Raw genomic sequence first — 14,978 nt, forward strand, 5'->3', positions numbered from 1 at the left:
TTACCCGGCCGCTTTTATGAATCGACCACGCCGCCTCACACTCCGACGTCATACGCGGGCTTGACCCGCGTATCCATCTTTGGCTTCACACGCCGGGGCAAAGATGGATTGCCGGGTCAAGCCCGGCAATGACGTGGAGGGGTCGGTGCGTCGCTGAGAGTCCAGATGGACGACGGTGAAGCAAGATTGCCGGGGCCGGTAAAAAGTCAGCGTGACAACGTCACTCACCCCGCGACGCGGGCCTCGCCTCCAAGTACCGGGCCGCGCGCACTGCCGACATCGCGGATCGGGGGCTGGCCGTAGAGCCGGGCATATTCGCGCGAGAATTGCGACGGGCTCTGATAGCCCACCGCATAGCCGGCGCTGCCGACATCGAGCCGCTCCACCAGCATCAGGCGGCGCGCCTCGTGCAAACGAAGTTGCTTCTGATACTGCATCGGCGTCATCGCGGTGACGGTCTTGAAATTGTGATGCAGCGAAGACTCGCTCATGCCGACGCGGTCGGCGAGATCCTCGATGCGGAGCGGGCTGGCATAGTTGCTGCGCAGCCAGGAGATGGCCTTGGCGACCTTGTTGCTCGGGCTTTCCGCCAGCGCGATCTGCCGCAGACGCGCGCCATAAGGGCCGACCAGCAGGCGATACAGCACCTCCTGTTCGAGCAGCGGCGCCATCACCGGAATGTCCTGCGGCCGGTCGAGCAGGCGGAGCAGCCGCAGCGTGGCGTCGAGCAGATCGGCGGAGGCCTTGGCGACGACGACGCCGCGCTCGGGGAGCTGCGGATGCGCGGGCGCATCGGCATGGCCGTTGCCGAACCGGCCGAGCACCTCCTTCAACAATTGCGGATCGATCGCAAAGCCCATGCCCAGATGCGGCTGCGCTTCCGAGGCCTCGACGATGCAGGACGACATAGGCAGATCGAGCGACACCAGCACATAATCGCCGGCGGCATAGGTGTAGGTCTCGGTGCCCAGTTGCAGCCGCTTGGCGCCCTGCGCCACGAGGCCGAAACACGGCCACTGCGCGGTATGCACGAGCTGCGTCGGCTCGGTCTGCCGCTTCAGATAGAGGCTGGCGAGGCCGGTCGGATGGTCGCTGCCATTGGCGGCGTAACGGGCAATGATATCGGCAATCTCACGAATCGTCTCGGTCACACGCAAACCCCTCAAGCGGCAGGCCTTTTATGCCGAGGTGTATCTAGGTGCAGTGCCGTGGCGGGGAAATGGCTGCGGGATCACTTTTGCAGGATCGTGCAAAACAGATGCAGGATCGCGCTAACACCGACGCGGCTGCATTTGCGATAACAGGATCAGCCACAGAGCAGATCGGCGAGCCGCCCGCGGGCCTCGGATCTGCCAGGCCATACGGGTATCGGGTCGAACTCCCCGCCTTGCGCGTCCAGACTGTTGTCGGGGCGCGATCACGCCCGGATCGATTCCGCCTCAAAATCTACGCACACGACTGACGATCAAGACAGACATCATCCAGATCCAAGGACATGCCATGACAAGACTGGCAGGAAAAGTTGCGCTCGTGACCGGCGCCGCGGACGGCATCGGCGCGGGCATTGCACGGCGCTTCGGCGCAGAAGGCGCGGCAGTGATCGTGCATCACGCGGACGATCCCCGCGGCGCGGCGCGCGTCGTCGCCGAAATCGTGTGGCGCGGCGGCCGGGCCATCGCCGTCCAGGGCGACATCGCGCGCTGGCCGGACGTGCGGCGGCTCTATGAGGAAATCGCGGCGACCTTCGGCCGGCTCGATATTCTCGTCAACAACGGCGCCTTCGCGCGCAGCGAAATAGAGGACGTGGTGTCCGAGGACGAGTTGCACCGGCAGCGCGAGCTGAAAGTGTTCGGCGCCATGCTGCTATGCCAGGAGGCGGTGCGGATGTTCGGCGTCGCCGGCGGAAGTATCGTCAATCTCACCGCGCTCGATGGGATTCCGACAGCGCCCGCATCACTGCCGGACCCCGGCGCCGACGCCGCCATCGATGCCATGACGCGCGGATTGTCCCGCGCCTATGGCACGCGCAATGTCCGCGTCAGCACCATCGCGCCCGGGATGCTCGGCCCGGAGGAACCCGCCGCCATCGACGTTCTCGACGGCAGCGTGCGGAACCGGCAGTTCATCGCCTTGCCCGCTGCGCGCAACCATACAACCGAAGGCATCGCCGACATCGCGGTGGCGCTGACCTGCGACGACAACGCGTATCGTTCCGGCCGCGACATCATGGTGGCCGGCGCCATGCGGTGACGCGGGAACCCGCTTTCCAGGTTTCTACCGACGTTATGGGCGTGCCTGCGCGGCACGCCCATATTTCTTTTTGCGCACTCGCCGACCAAAGCGTCTCGATTTCTTTCACATCCTATTAACCGCCCGTCACAAAACGGCGAAACGAAACTGTTGATCACCGCGTAGCTGTCAAAGAATTACCGGTTCTGATGCTATGCGTCGGTGATTGTAACGCAGTCCTTTTTGATCGACGAAAGCCAATGCTGGCCCGTAATACATCCGAGACGACCCGCCGGATCTCCCCGCGCTGGCTGCTGGCCGCTGCGGCGATCGTCGTTGTCGGATTCACAGTCATCTGCGGCAGCGTGCTGATGAGCATGCGGCGCGGCGACGAGAAGCTGGCGCACCAGACGCTCGGCAACCTCGCCTCCAGCATCGATGCCGATGTCGCCCGCAATGTGGAACTCTACGACCTCTCGCTGCGCAATGTGGTCGGCAACATGACCGAGCCGGAACTGGTCGAGATCTCGCGGCCGATGCGGCAGTTGATCCTGTTCGACCATGCCGCCACCGCGCGCCACTTCGGCGCCATCCAGGTCACGGACGTCGCCGGCAACGTGACGCTGGATTCGTCGACGCTGGATCCGAAGCCGCAGAATTTCGCCGATGAGGAATTCTTCAAGGTCCACAAGCGCGATCCGCTGTTCGGCCTCTATATCTCCAAGCCGATGCTGCATCAGGGCAGTTACGGCATCGTGCTGAGCCGCCGCATCGCGGCGCGCGACGGAACTTTTCTGGGCATCGTCGCCGGCTTCATCCGCTACACGTATTTCCACGAGATGGTCGATCGCCTGCAGCTCGAACCCGCCGACGTCATCACTGTTCTGCGGCAGGATGGCGTTATCGTCATGCGTGCGCCGTTCGACATGGACGTGATCGGCCGCGACGTCAGCAAAATGCGCGGCGTGCAGAAGGCCCTGGCCTATTTCTCCGGCTCTTATGTGGGGCGCGCGTCCAATGACGATATCGAGCGGCTGTTCGTCTGGCGTGAAGGCGCGCACCCGCTGATCGTGATGGTGGGGCGGTCCACCGACGTGATCTTCGGCCAATGGCGCAAGGAAGCGCTGCAGATCGGCGGCGCCATGGCCGCGCTCGGCCTGATCGCCTGCGCGCTGATGCTGATCCTGGCGCGCGAGATGGGCAAGCGCGGCGAGATGGAAGACAGGATGGCGCGCCTCGCCATGACCGACGGCCTCACCGGTCTCGCCAACCGACGTCATTTCGACGTGGTCATGGATAAGGAATGGCAGCGCGCCCAGCGCGCCCGCGCACCAATCTCGCTGCTGATGATCGACGCCGACCACTTCAAGGTGTTCAACGACAATTTCGGCCATCAGGCCGGCGACCTCGTTCTGTGCGGGATCGCCTGGAGCATCGCCCGGCATGCCAAACGCGCCAGCGATTGCGCCGCGCGCTATGGCGGCGAGGAATTCGCGCTGATCCTGCCGGGCCTCTCCCTCGCCGACGCCATCGAACTCGGCGAACGGATCCGCGTCGAAGTCGGCCATCTCGAGCGCGACGGCATGACCACGACGACGATCAGCGTCGGTGCAGCGTGTCTCGTGCCGTCACCGCTGACCACGTCGAACGACCTGATCAGCAATGCCGACAGTGCGCTCTATGCCGCAAAAGCGCACGGTCGCAACCAGACATGGCCGGTCGCACCGCAGCAGAAAAGCCTTGCGGCGTAAGCAGATACCATTTGTACGGTTGTAATTAACCCGCGGTTCACCTGACTTCCTAACGCGTCTTCCACCCTTGCCCGGGTATTCCTATGCACGAGGGGTAGGAATTCATGCGGCTGCTGGGGAGGCGAATGACGAACGACGTGCGCGTTTCAGCGCCGGGCTCCGCCGAACATGGCGACGGGCGCTCGACGACACGCCGCGCGCCGGTGCGCTGGCTCGTGCTCGTTGGCGCCGTGCTGATCGTCACCATTGCCGCAGGCACGGCGATGACCGTGAACAATTTCCGTCAGCGCACGATCGACAATTCCAACCGCGAACTTGAAAACACCGTGCTGCTGCTCAGCCGGCATTTCGATCAGCAGTTCCAGGATCTGCAGCGCATCCAGAAGAGCCTCACGGCTCATCTTCTCGCCAACGGCGTGATGTCGGTCCACAGCTTTGCCAGCAGCATGTCGAGCTACGAGTCCCACATGATGCTGAAGTCGAAGGTGGATGACGAATTCGCCAACGACATCACCGTGCTCGATGCCGAAGGCCGTCTGGTCAACTGGACAGGAGCATGGCCCGGGCCGGATCTGGTGCTGGCCGACCGCGAATATTTCAAGAAACTCAAATCGCAGGGCTTCAGCCAGGACGACGAGATCGTGCAGCCGGTCCTGAGCCGCATCACCGGCCGGTGGAAGACACTGTTCGCACGTCGCATTACAGGGCCCAAGGGTGAATTCTTCGGCATCGTGACGCGCAGCGTCGAACCGCAGCAATTCGAAAAATTCTTTGCCTCCGTCTCGCTCGGCGAGAACGCGACCATTGCGATGTTCCACCGCGATGGCACCTTGTTGGCGCGCTATCCGCAGATGAACGCATCGATCGGCAAGGTCATCAATAGCGGCCCGCTGTTGCAGCACCTGCGCTTCAGCGATGCGCCCGCGACCATCCGCACCGTCAGCCCCATCGACAATGTCGATCGGCTCGGCTCCATACGCCTGCTGCAAAACTTCCCGGTCGCGCTGATCGCCACCACATCCGTGGACGGCGCGCTGGCCGACTGGCGCGACCAGACCAAATTTCTCGTGACCCTCGCGACGCTGTCGGCCTTGATCCTGGCGGGCCTGCTTTATCTGATGATCCGTCACATCCAGCGGCAGAGCCGTGCAGCGCAGTTGCAGATGACCCTGGAGAAGAACCGCCTCGACACCGCCATCAACAACATGACGCAAGGCCTGTTGCTGTTCGATGCGCAGGCGCGCGTGGTGGTGTGCAACCAGCGTTATCTCGACATGTACGGGCTATCGCGCGAGGTCATCACACCCGGCCGTCCGTTCCATGACGTGATCGCGCATCGCAAGGAGACCGGCTCGTTTGAGGGAGACGTTGACGCCTATGTCGCGGAGGTGATGCGCGACGTGGGACGTTCGAGCATCAATGTCATGCACACCGCGGACGGTCGGGCGATCCAGATTTCGTCGCGACCGGTGGCCGATGGCGGCTGGGTCGCGACCCATGAAGACATCACCGAGCGGCGCAATGCCGAGGAGAAGATCGCGCATCTGGCGCATTACGATGCGCTGACCGACCTGCCGAACCGCACGCTGTTCCGCAACGAGCTCGAACACGAACTGAAGCGCGTCGCGCGCGGCGCGCAATGCGCGGTGCTCTATATCGACATCGACGAATTCAAGGGTATCAACGACTCGCTCGGCCATCCCGTGGGCGACGAACTGCTCAAGGGCATTGCGCTGCGGCTGCGCGCCTGCGTGCGCGGCTCCGACGTGGTGGCCCGGCTCGGCGGCGACGAATTCGCTATCGTGCAGACCGGCGTCGAGAGCCATTCCGACATCACCGATCTCGTCGGCCGCATCTATGATGCGATCCGCCAGCCATTCGATTGTCTCGGCCACAGCCTGCTTACCGACGCGTCGATCGGCATCGCGCTGGCGCCGCGCGACGGCGCAGACCTCGATACGCTGCTGAAGAACGCCGACCTTGCGATGTATGGCGCCAAGGCCGACGGCCGCCGCACGTTCCGCTTCTTCGAGCCCGAAATGGATGCGCGGGTGCAGGCCCGTCGCTCGCTGGAGCTTGAACTGCGTCACGCGGCCGGTGATGGCGGCTTCGCCAAAGGCGGCTTCGAAGTCTATTATCAACCGCTGCTGACGCTGCGCGACGACACCATCGTGGGCTGCGAGGCTTTGTTGCGCTGGCGTCATCCCGAACGCGGCATGATCTCGCCGGCCGAATTCATTCCGGTCGCCGAAGATATCGGCATCATCAATGAGCTCGGCGAATGGGTGATGAACACCGCCTGCGCCGAGGCCGCCAGCTGGCCCTGCGACATCCGGGTGGCGGTCAATGTCTCGCCGGTCCAGTTCCGCTGCGCGTCGCTCGCCCTGAAGGTGACCTCCGCCCTCGCCGCGTCCGGACTGCCGGCGCGGCGACTGGAGCTCGAAATCACCGAGGCCGTGCTGATCCGCGACGACGAGACCGCACTGGAAATCCTGCACGGGCTGCGCGAGATCGGCGTGCGCATTGCGCTGGACGATTTCGGCACCGGCTATTCCAGCCTGAGCTATCTGCAGCGTTTCCCGTTCGACAAGATCAAGATCGATCGTTGCTTCGTGACCGATATCGCCGATGCACAGGGGTCATCCTCCATCGTGCAGGCCGTGGTGAACATCGCGAGTTCGCGCAACATGACGACGACGGCCGAAGGCGTCGAAACGCCCCGGCAGAAGGAGCTGCTGCGCGCGCTCGGCTGCACCGAGATGCAGGGCTATCTGTTCAGCCCCGCCAAGCCCGCAGCAGAATTGCGGGATCTGTTGATCGCGCATCAGGCCAAGCAGTCCGAGGCTGCGGCCTGACCTCCCATAGCGTTTTCGAGCGAAGTGGATGCCGGTTCGCATTAAGAAAACGCGTCAGAACCAAGACTCTATTCCAGCAGCGTGAACTGCATCAGCAGGGTTCGCTGCAGCATCGAGAAATTGTCGTCCGAGATCAGCGTCAGCACGGTGTCGCCCTCCGGCGTGACATGGACATCGAGCCCTTCGAAATTGTCGATCTCGTAGCCGAGATCCGCATCGAAGATGGTGGGACCGTCGATGACGGCGTCCGGCACGATCGATGCGAGGGGGATGCGGCGGATGCGGACGCCGGTGTCGCCGAACAGCGAGAACTTGCGTTCCAGCAGCAACAGATCGCCGGATGGCAGCAGCGCCGCATCGCTGATGTCATAATTTTTGGTGCGGCGGACCGAGAATGTTGCAGGCGCCTTGCCGCCAATGATCCAGGCTGCAATATTGCCGGCGCTGTCTAGCCCGCGCTCCGAAATCGCCAGCAGCATGCCGGCCAGCGGCGAAGACTTGAACCTGTCCTTGCGCACCATCACCAGCGCTTCGAGACTGCCGTTGCTGGGCAGCTTGCGCATGCCCGGCGGCTGCGGGATCGGTTCGCCCCGGGCGCGCACGCCATCGCGGCCGAAGTCGAATTTCAGGATCTGATGCACGCGTTCGAGGCCGATATAGACCGTCGGCCCGTCCACCGCGATGGACTCGGTATCGTACCAGCCGCGCGCCGTGATCGGCCTGCCGTCGGCGCCCAGCATCGGCGCCGCCTCGACATCGACAATGCCGACCATGGTATCGCCGCTATAGGCGATCTTGCCGGTGAACCAGTTGCCCTTGTCGCTGATGGCGATGAAACCCTCACCCTTGTCATCCAGGCGAAGACCGGAGATGCCGCCGAAGTCCTTGTAGCGCGACGTCAGGACCAGCCCGCTGCGATATTGCAGCGACCCGAACCTTGTATGCGCGCGGTCGCGCGTATCGAAAGCCGGGATCGGCCGCGCTTCGATCTCGATCGACACCGGCGCACGCGCCGATGGCGTTGCCGGCACCGGCACGGGCTGCGCACGGGCAAGCGACGGCAGCGCGGCTGCTGAGGCCGCGACTGCAAGAAAATGACGACGGGTGAGATCAGTGGTCAAGCGATGGCCCTGGAGGATGGGTAGAGCAAAGCAAAACCCATCCTGTAAGCCTAATGCGTTCTGCGTCGCCGACCATGGGTCGGTGCCGGCCCCGCCGTTTCGCTGAACAATTCCGCCAGCTTCTCGGTGATGGCGCCGCCGAGTTCTTCTGCGTCGACGATGGTCACGGCCCGGCGATAGTAGCGCGTCACGTCATGGCCGATGCCGATGGCGATCAGTTCAACCGGCGAGCGGGTCTCGATCTCCTCGATGATGTGGCGCAGATGGCGCTCCAGATAGTTGCCGGGATTGACCGACAATGTACTGTCGTCCACCGGCGCGCCGTCGGAGATCATCATCAGTATCTTGCGCTGCTCGGGACGACCGAGCAGGCGCTTGTGCGCCCAGTCGAGCGCCTCGCCGTCGATGTTCTCCTTGAGCAGACCTTCGCGCATCATCAGACCCAAGTTTTTGCGCGCCCGGCGCCACGGCGCATCCGCCGACTTGTAGATGATGTGGCGGAGATCGTTGAGGCGGCCGGGATTGGCCGGCTTGCCGGCGCCGAGCCACGCCTCACGCGACTGCCCGCCCTTCCAGGCACGCGTCGTGAAGCCGAGAATCTCGACCTTGACGCCGCAGCGCTCCAGCGTCCGCGCGAGAATATCGGCGCAGGTCGCAGCCACGGTGATTGGGCGCCCGCGCATCGAACCGGAATTGTCCAGCAGCAGCGTCACCACCGTATCGCGGAAGGTCGCTTCCTTCTCATGCATGAAGGACAGCGGATGATGCGGGTCCGTCACCACGCGCGACAGGCGCGCGGGGTCGAGGATGCCTTCTTCAAGGTCGAAGTCCCAGGCGCGGTTCTGCTGCGCCATGAGCTTACGTTGAAGCCGATTGGCCAGACGCGCGACGACGCCCTGCAGGTGCGCGAGCTGCTTGTCGAGATAGGAGCGCAGCCGCTCGAGCTCGTCGTGATCGCAGAGGTCTTCGGCTGCGATGACCTCGTCGAATTTCGGCGCGAAGGCGTGATATTCGGGACCGCGCGGCTCGTTCGCGCCGCGCGAATTCGGACGCGTGGCTTCGCCGGGCGTTTCGTCGTCGCCCATCTCGCCGTCTTCGTCGAATGTGTCCGATGCGGAGGCCTGCGCGCTCTCCATCGAACTGTCCGACATTTCGTCGGAAGACTGCTGCGCCTGATCGGCGCTCATTTCCTGCGACGCGTCACTCTCCGGCGAGCCTTCGGCACCGGCCTGATCGTTCTCGCCCTGGCGCTCGTCGTCCTCGCTCTCCTCGTCATCCGGCTCGGCATTGCGATCGTCGCCGAGCTCCAGCGCCGACAGCAGGTCATGGACGGCATCGCCGAACTTGGCCTGGTTCTCCGCAAACCGATCGAGCTGGTCGAGGCGATCGCTGATCCTGTCTTCGAGGACCGGCCGCCAGAGGTCGACCATCTTCTTCGCGGCGGCCGGCGGCGCCATGCCGGTCAGGCGCTCGCGCACCAGCATCGCCAGCGCATCGGCCAGCGGCGCGTCGGCGCGGTCGGTGATTTCGTCGAACTTGCCGCGATGGAAATGATCGTCGAGCATCGCCGTGAGGTTCTTGGCCACGCCGGCCATGCGGCGCGACCCGAGCGCTTCCACGCGGGCCTGCTCGACGGCTTCGAACACGCCGCGCGCCTGTGGATTGCCCGGCATCAGCTTGCGGTGAACCTTGGGATCGTGACAGGCGAGTTTGAGCGCGATCGAATCCGCGTGGCCGCGCACGATGGCGGCGTCGCGCTTGCTCATTTTTCGCGCGGGTTCAGGAAGACGGGCTTTGCCCGGTGAGAGACCCGGCCGCTCGGCCGCGAAGGTCACTTCGAGCTCCGGCGCTTTGGCGATGGCGCGCAAACACGACGTCACCGCGCGCTTGAACGGCTCGGTCGGCGCTTCCTTGGAGCCGGGGCGGAATTTGTTGGTCGTCGTCGTGCTCATCGCAGCCTTTGCGCGGGTCGTCACCGCGCATGCGGGAGCAACCGATTGAATGCGGAGGTGCATTCCCCTCTCTTGGAAGAGAGGGGAAGAAGACGTCTTAGCTCAGCGCCACATTCACCGAGCTTTCCGCCAGCTCTGCATTGAAGCAGCGCTGATAGAATTCGGCGACCAGCGGACGCTCGAGTTCGTCGCACTTGTTCAGGAAGGTCACGCGGAACGCGAAGCCGATATCGTTGAAGATGTCGGCATTCTCGGCCCAGGTGATCACCGTACGCGGGCTCATCACCGTCGACAGATCGCCATTGGCGAAGGCGTTACGCGTGAGATCCGCGAGGCGCACCATCTTGTTGACGATGTCGCGGCCCTCGGGGTTCTGATAGTGCTTGGCCTTCGCCAGCACGATCTCGACTTCCTCGTCATGCGCCAGATAATTCAGCGTTGTGACGATCGACCAGCGGTCCATCTGGCCCTGGTTGATCTGCTGGGTGCCGTGATAGAGGCCCGACGTGTCACCGAGACCGATCGTGTTCGCGGTCGCGAACAGGCGGAACGCCGGATGCGGCTTGATGACCTTGTTCTGGTCGAGCAGGGTCAGGCGGCCGGACACTTCCAGCACGCGCTGGATGACGAACATCACGTCCGGACGGCCGGCGTCGTATTCGTCGAACACCAGCGCGACATTGTGCTGCAACGCCCAGGGCAGAATGCCGTCACGGAATTCGGTGACCTGCTTGCCGTCCCGGACCACGATGGAGTCCTTGCCGACGAGGTCGATACGGCTGATGTGGCTGTCGAGATTGACGCGCACGCAGGGCCAGTTAAGGCGGGCAGCGACCTGCTCGATATGGGTCGATTTGCCGGTGCCGTGGAAGCCCGTGACCATCACGCGGCGGTTGCGCGAGAAACCGGCGAGAATGGCGAGCGTGGTGGCGCGATCGAACCGGTAATCGGGATCGGTGTCCGGCACATGCGGATCGGATTCGGAGAAGGCAGGCACTTCGAGGTCGGAATCGATGCCGAACAACTTGCGCACCGACACCATCTTGTCGGGAATGCCAATCAACGCGTCGGTCTTTTCTTGCAGTTTGGTCGAGGCGGCGGTCATCAATCCTCCGTGGTCCCGGATATCCCGAAACCAGTCTAGTAATGGCTGCGGATGGGGTGCTTTGTGGAACGTATCAGAGAGCCGCGGCTGGACAAAGCCCAGCTCTTCATCAAAGTTCCCGAATGTTATCATCGAGATAGGTTCTAACGGCAATTTTTGGAAGTCTGCCCTGCGAATCAGCCGATGCTCCGGGTCGATCAATTTGCAGCGGTATTTGGGGATCGAACGGCGCGGCCGGCCATTTCAATCATATATGCTGTCAGTTGGCTGAGGCACCCCGCGCTGGATCGGAATTTCGTGACGTCCTTCATCGATTCCCTGACCCATTTTGTCGCCGCGCATGCCTGGCTGGGCTACCTCACTATTTTCCTCGCTGCCTTGCTGGAAGCCGTGCCGGTGCTCGGAACATTCATCCCAGGCACCACGGTCATTCTGGCGCTGAGCGCCCTGATTCCGGCAGGCGACCTCGATCTCGTGGCGGTGCTGGCGGCCGCCGTGGCGGGCGCCGTGCTCGGCGACGGGAGCGCATTCTGGATCGGGCATGTCCGGCAACGACAACTGCTCGACGCGTGGCCGCTTTCGAATTATCCGGGCGTGGTGGCGCAGAGCGAGGCCTTCTTCCATCGCTTCGGCACGCTGGCCGTGTTCCTCGGCCGCTTCGTTCCGCCCATCCGCGCTTTCGTGCCGGTCACGGCCGGAGCATTGGGGACCGCACCGGCGAAATTCTATGCCGTGAACATCCCCGCAGCATTGCTCTGGGCGCCGGCGCATGTGTTGCCCGGCGTGCTCGCAGTGTCGGTGCTGGACCGCTATGGCGGCATTGCCGGCCTCGAAGGCCAAGCCAAGCATTACTGGATTCAGGCCGTGATCGTGGCGGCCGTGCTGGCCAGTGCCGCCGTCTGGTGGTGGCATCGCCGCAAGCGCAACACAGCAATGGAAACGTCATAAAAAGGCGTTTCAACGTTGAAATATCTCTTTGATTTTTCAGAGTAAATGACGCCTCCTCGGCTTGACTTGCAGCCCCGATTGACTTGAAAAGCCTGCACCGGCAGTTTCGCCCGCCGTCCGTCCTTCCCATATCCAGTGAATGTCCGAACCCATGCGCAGCTATCTCGACTTTGAAAAGCCCGTTGCCGAGCTGGATTCCAAGATCGATGAATTGCGCACGCTGGCCGCCAGCGGCAGCGACATCGGTGAGGAGATCGTGCGCATCGAGGACAAGGCCGTCGCCGCGCTGCACGAGCTCTATGCGAACCTGACGCCGTGGCAGAAGACCCAGGTCGCGCGGCATCCGCAGCGCCCGCATTGCATGAATTACGTGGAAGCGCTGATCACCGAATTCACGCCGCTCGCCGGCGACCGCAAGTTCGGCGAGGATGAAGCGCTGGTGGCTGGCTTCGGCCGTTTCCGCGGCGAGAGCGTCTGCGTGCTCGGCCAGGAAAAGGGCAACACCACCGAGAGCCGCCTCAAGCATAATTTCGGCATGGCCCGCCCCGAAGGCTACCGCAAGGCGGTTCGCCTGATGGAGATGGCCGACCGTTTCAACATTCCCGTGCTGTCGCTGGTCGATACCGCCGGCGCCTATCCCGGCATCGGCGCGGAAGAGCGCGGCCAGGCTGAAGCCATCGCACGCTCCACCGATGCCTGCCTCGGCCTTGGCGTTGCCAATGTCGCTGTGATCATCGGCGAAGGCGGCTCGGGCGGCGCCATCGCCATCGCCACCGCCAACAAGGTGCTGATGCTGGAACACGCCATCTACAGCGTGATCTCGCCGGAAGCGGCATCGTCGATCCTGTGGCGCGACTCATCCAAGGCGCAGGAAGCCGCGACCAATATGAAGATCACGGCGCAGGATTTGCTGCGCTTCGGTGTGATCGATTCCATCCTGAAAGAGCCGCCGGGCGGCGCCCACCGCGACCCCGCCGCCATGATTGCCATCACCGGCGACGCCATCGCCCAGGCCTTCAACGACATGCGCGGCATGGACGCGGCGACTATTCGTCAGCAGCGCCGGCAGAAGTTTCTGGATATCGGCCGCAAGATCGGCTGAGCTGACGTTCTCTCACGCGTCCATCTGAGACCGCGCATTTCGGCGGATCACCTGCGGCGGCTGGCCATAGGCGCGCAGAAATGCGCGGCGCATGCGGTCACGATCGGCAAACCCCGTCTGCTGCGCGACGGTGTCGATGGGATGCCGGCTCTGCTCCATCATCAACCGCGCGGCCTCTAGCCGCAGATGCTCGACGGCCTTGGCGGGCGATTGGCCTGTCTCGGCGTGAAAGGCGCGGCTGAACTGCCGCGGGCTCAGGCTCGCAGCATCGGCGAGATCATTCACCGTCAGTGGCTTTTGCAGATTGTCTCGCGCAAAAGCGAGCGCCTTCTGGATACGGTCCGACTTCGGCGCCAATTCCAGCAGCGCGGAAAACTGCGACTGACCGCCGGCACGGCGGTGATACACGACCATCTTTTTCGCGATGTTGCGTGCAACGTCCTCGCCGAGATCAGCCTCGACCATCGCCAGTGCGAGATCGATGCCCGCGGTCATGCCCGCCGAGGTCCAGACCGGACCGTCATTCACGAAGATGCGGTCTTCATCGACCCTCACTTTCGGAAATTGCTTCTGCATGTCGCGCGCATAGAACCAGTGCGTGGTCGCGCGCCGTTGATCGAGAATGCCGGCTTCGGCGAGCACGAAGGCGCCGATACAGATAGACGCAACACGCCGCGCATGTTTGGGCGCCTGTCGCACGAAATCGATCAGGCCGGGCGTCGCGGATTCGACCGTCAGACCGCCGGCAATGATCAGCGTGTCATAGGCATCAGCCGCATTGAACGGTTCGGTGGTCAAACTCATGCCCAGCGAGGTGCCGACCTGACCGCCCCACTCCGACAACACATGCAGATCGTAGGTGGGCGGATCGGTCAGCATATTGGCCAGTTCAAAGACCGACATCGCCGCAAGGCTGATGGGCGAGCACCCCGGGGAAACAACAAGGCCGATGCGCTGCATGTGTTCGCTCCCCCCAGGACAAGACGTCCTAAAACGCCGTTTATATGACATTTAAGACACTTCCACGCAAGACTAGGTTTCCTGACACGGCCGCTACGGCCGAGAGCATTCAGGAGAACGACAATGACGAATTCACATCAGGGCACGGCACTGATTACGGGCGCCTCGACGGGCATTGGCGCCGTTTATGCGGACCGACTGGCCAAGCGCGGCTACGATCTCATTCTGGTGGCGCGGAACCAGGACCGCCTAGCGGCCCTCGCCAAGCGACTGACCAGCGAGACCGGACGATCGGTCCGCACGCTGGCCGCCGATCTCGGCAACAAGGCCGATCTGGCAAAGGTCGAAGCCGCGCTGCGCGACGATGCGAGCATTACGATGCTGGTCAACAATGCCGGAGTCGGCGCGGTGGCACCGTTGCTCAATGCCGATGTCGACAAAATGGAAGACATGATCACGCTGAACATCACCGCGCTGACACGGCTGACCTATGCCGCCGTGCCCGGCTTCGTCGCGCGCAACAAAGGCACGATCATCAACATCTCGTCGATCGTCGGCATTGCCGCGGAGATGCTCAATGGCGTCTACGGAGCCAGCAAGGCCTATGTGCTCAGTTTCAGCCATTCGCTGGTGCATGAACTGGCCGACAAGGGCATCCGCGTGCAGGCAGTGTTGCCGGGTGCAACGGCCACGGAGTTCTGGGACATCGCGGGCTTCCCGCACCAGAATATGGATCAGGCCATCGTGATGCGCGCCGACGACATGGTCGATGCTGCATTGGCTGGCCTCGACCAGGGTGAACGCGTCACCATTCCGGGCCTGCAGGACGGCGCGAACTGGACCCGCTTCGAAGCAGATCGCCGCGCCCTCTCGACCAAATTCGGTCATGCGACGCCAGCGCCGCGCTATCGGGTGACCGTGCCGGCATAGACGTTGTCGGCTCGGCCGGGGATTA

11 protein-coding genes are annotated in these 14,978 nt (G+C 63.4%); 6 read left to right on the plus strand and 5 right to left on the minus strand.

Translation table 11 applies throughout. The features are described 5' to 3' along the window. Positions 1-224 precede the first annotated feature (224 nt). Positions 225-1,151: an AraC family transcriptional regulator gene (locus AB8A50_RS18870; protein ID WP_231078897.1), complete on the minus strand. Its 927-nt coding sequence runs from the start codon at positions 1,149-1,151 to the stop codon at positions 225-227. Between the two features lie 349 nt (positions 1,152-1,500). Between AB8A50_RS18870 and AB8A50_RS18875 the strand changes: the two genes are divergently transcribed. The 3 genes from AB8A50_RS18875 (at position 1,501) to AB8A50_RS18885 (ending at position 6,835) form a co-directional block, all read left to right on the plus strand. Beyond that, the gene (locus AB8A50_RS18875; protein WP_439078571.1) at positions 1,501-2,250 is read left to right on the plus strand and encodes an SDR family NAD(P)-dependent oxidoreductase; all 750 of its coding nucleotides are present in this window, start codon (positions 1,501-1,503) and stop codon (positions 2,248-2,250) included. A gap of 239 nt (positions 2,251-2,489) precedes the next feature. Further along, entirely contained in the window at positions 2,490-3,980 is a 1,491-nt protein-coding gene (locus tag AB8A50_RS18880; protein WP_439078572.1) for a diguanylate cyclase, read from the plus strand. A gap of 125 nt (positions 3,981-4,105) precedes the next feature. Beyond that, positions 4,106-6,835 (plus strand): bifunctional diguanylate cyclase/phosphodiesterase, encoded by a 2,730-nt coding sequence (locus tag AB8A50_RS18885; RefSeq protein ID WP_439078573.1) that lies wholly within the window; start codon positions 4,106-4,108, stop codon positions 6,833-6,835. A gap of 68 nt (positions 6,836-6,903) precedes the next feature. Here AB8A50_RS18885 and AB8A50_RS18890 read toward each other — a convergent pair whose 3' ends face one another. The 3 genes from AB8A50_RS18890 to cobS all read right to left on the minus strand — a co-directional run bounded on the left by AB8A50_RS18890 (position 6,904) and on the right by cobS (position 11,013). Continuing rightward, positions 6,904-7,956, minus strand: a complete 1,053-nt coding sequence (locus tag AB8A50_RS18890) for an esterase-like activity of phytase family protein (RefSeq protein ID WP_439078574.1) — start codon at positions 7,954-7,956, stop codon at positions 6,904-6,906. 50 nt (positions 7,957-8,006) lie between these two features. Beyond that, positions 8,007-9,908 carry a cobaltochelatase subunit CobT gene (cobT, locus tag AB8A50_RS18895; protein ID WP_439078575.1) on the minus strand — a complete coding sequence of 634 codons (1,902 nt, stop codon included), beginning with the start codon at positions 9,906-9,908 and terminating at the stop codon, positions 8,007-8,009. A 97-nt stretch (positions 9,909-10,005) separates the two neighbouring features. Continuing rightward, positions 10,006-11,013 carry a cobaltochelatase subunit CobS gene (cobS, locus tag AB8A50_RS18900; protein WP_068729504.1) on the minus strand — a complete coding sequence of 336 codons (1,008 nt, stop codon included), beginning with the start codon at positions 11,011-11,013 and terminating at the stop codon, positions 10,006-10,008. Between the two features lie 297 nt (positions 11,014-11,310). On the opposite strand from cobS, the gene AB8A50_RS18905 reads away from it, so the two are divergent. After that, complete coding sequence (locus AB8A50_RS18905) at positions 11,311-11,961, plus strand: DedA family protein (protein ID WP_439078576.1); 651 nt, start codon at positions 11,311-11,313, stop codon at positions 11,959-11,961. Between the two features lie 139 nt (positions 11,962-12,100). After that, complete coding sequence (locus AB8A50_RS18910) at positions 12,101-13,063, plus strand: acetyl-CoA carboxylase carboxyltransferase subunit alpha (RefSeq protein ID WP_093757526.1); 963 nt, start codon at positions 12,101-12,103, stop codon at positions 13,061-13,063. Between the two features lie 12 nt (positions 13,064-13,075). Here AB8A50_RS18910 and AB8A50_RS18915 read toward each other — a convergent pair whose 3' ends face one another. Continuing rightward, on the minus strand, positions 13,076-14,023 hold the full coding sequence (locus tag AB8A50_RS18915) for a GlxA family transcriptional regulator (protein ID WP_439078577.1): 948 nt from the start codon (positions 14,021-14,023) through the stop codon (positions 13,076-13,078). 123 nt (positions 14,024-14,146) lie between these two features. Between AB8A50_RS18915 and AB8A50_RS18920 the strand changes: the two genes are divergently transcribed. Further along, on the plus strand, positions 14,147-14,953 hold the full coding sequence (locus AB8A50_RS18920) for an SDR family NAD(P)-dependent oxidoreductase (protein ID WP_309942307.1): 807 nt from the start codon (positions 14,147-14,149) through the stop codon (positions 14,951-14,953). Positions 14,954-14,978 lie beyond the last annotated feature (25 nt).

Origin of the sequence: Tardiphaga sp. 841_E9_N1_2 (genome assembly GCF_051811065.1) — a bacterium.
Lineage (GTDB): Bacteria > Pseudomonadota > Alphaproteobacteria > Rhizobiales > Xanthobacteraceae > Tardiphaga > Tardiphaga robiniae.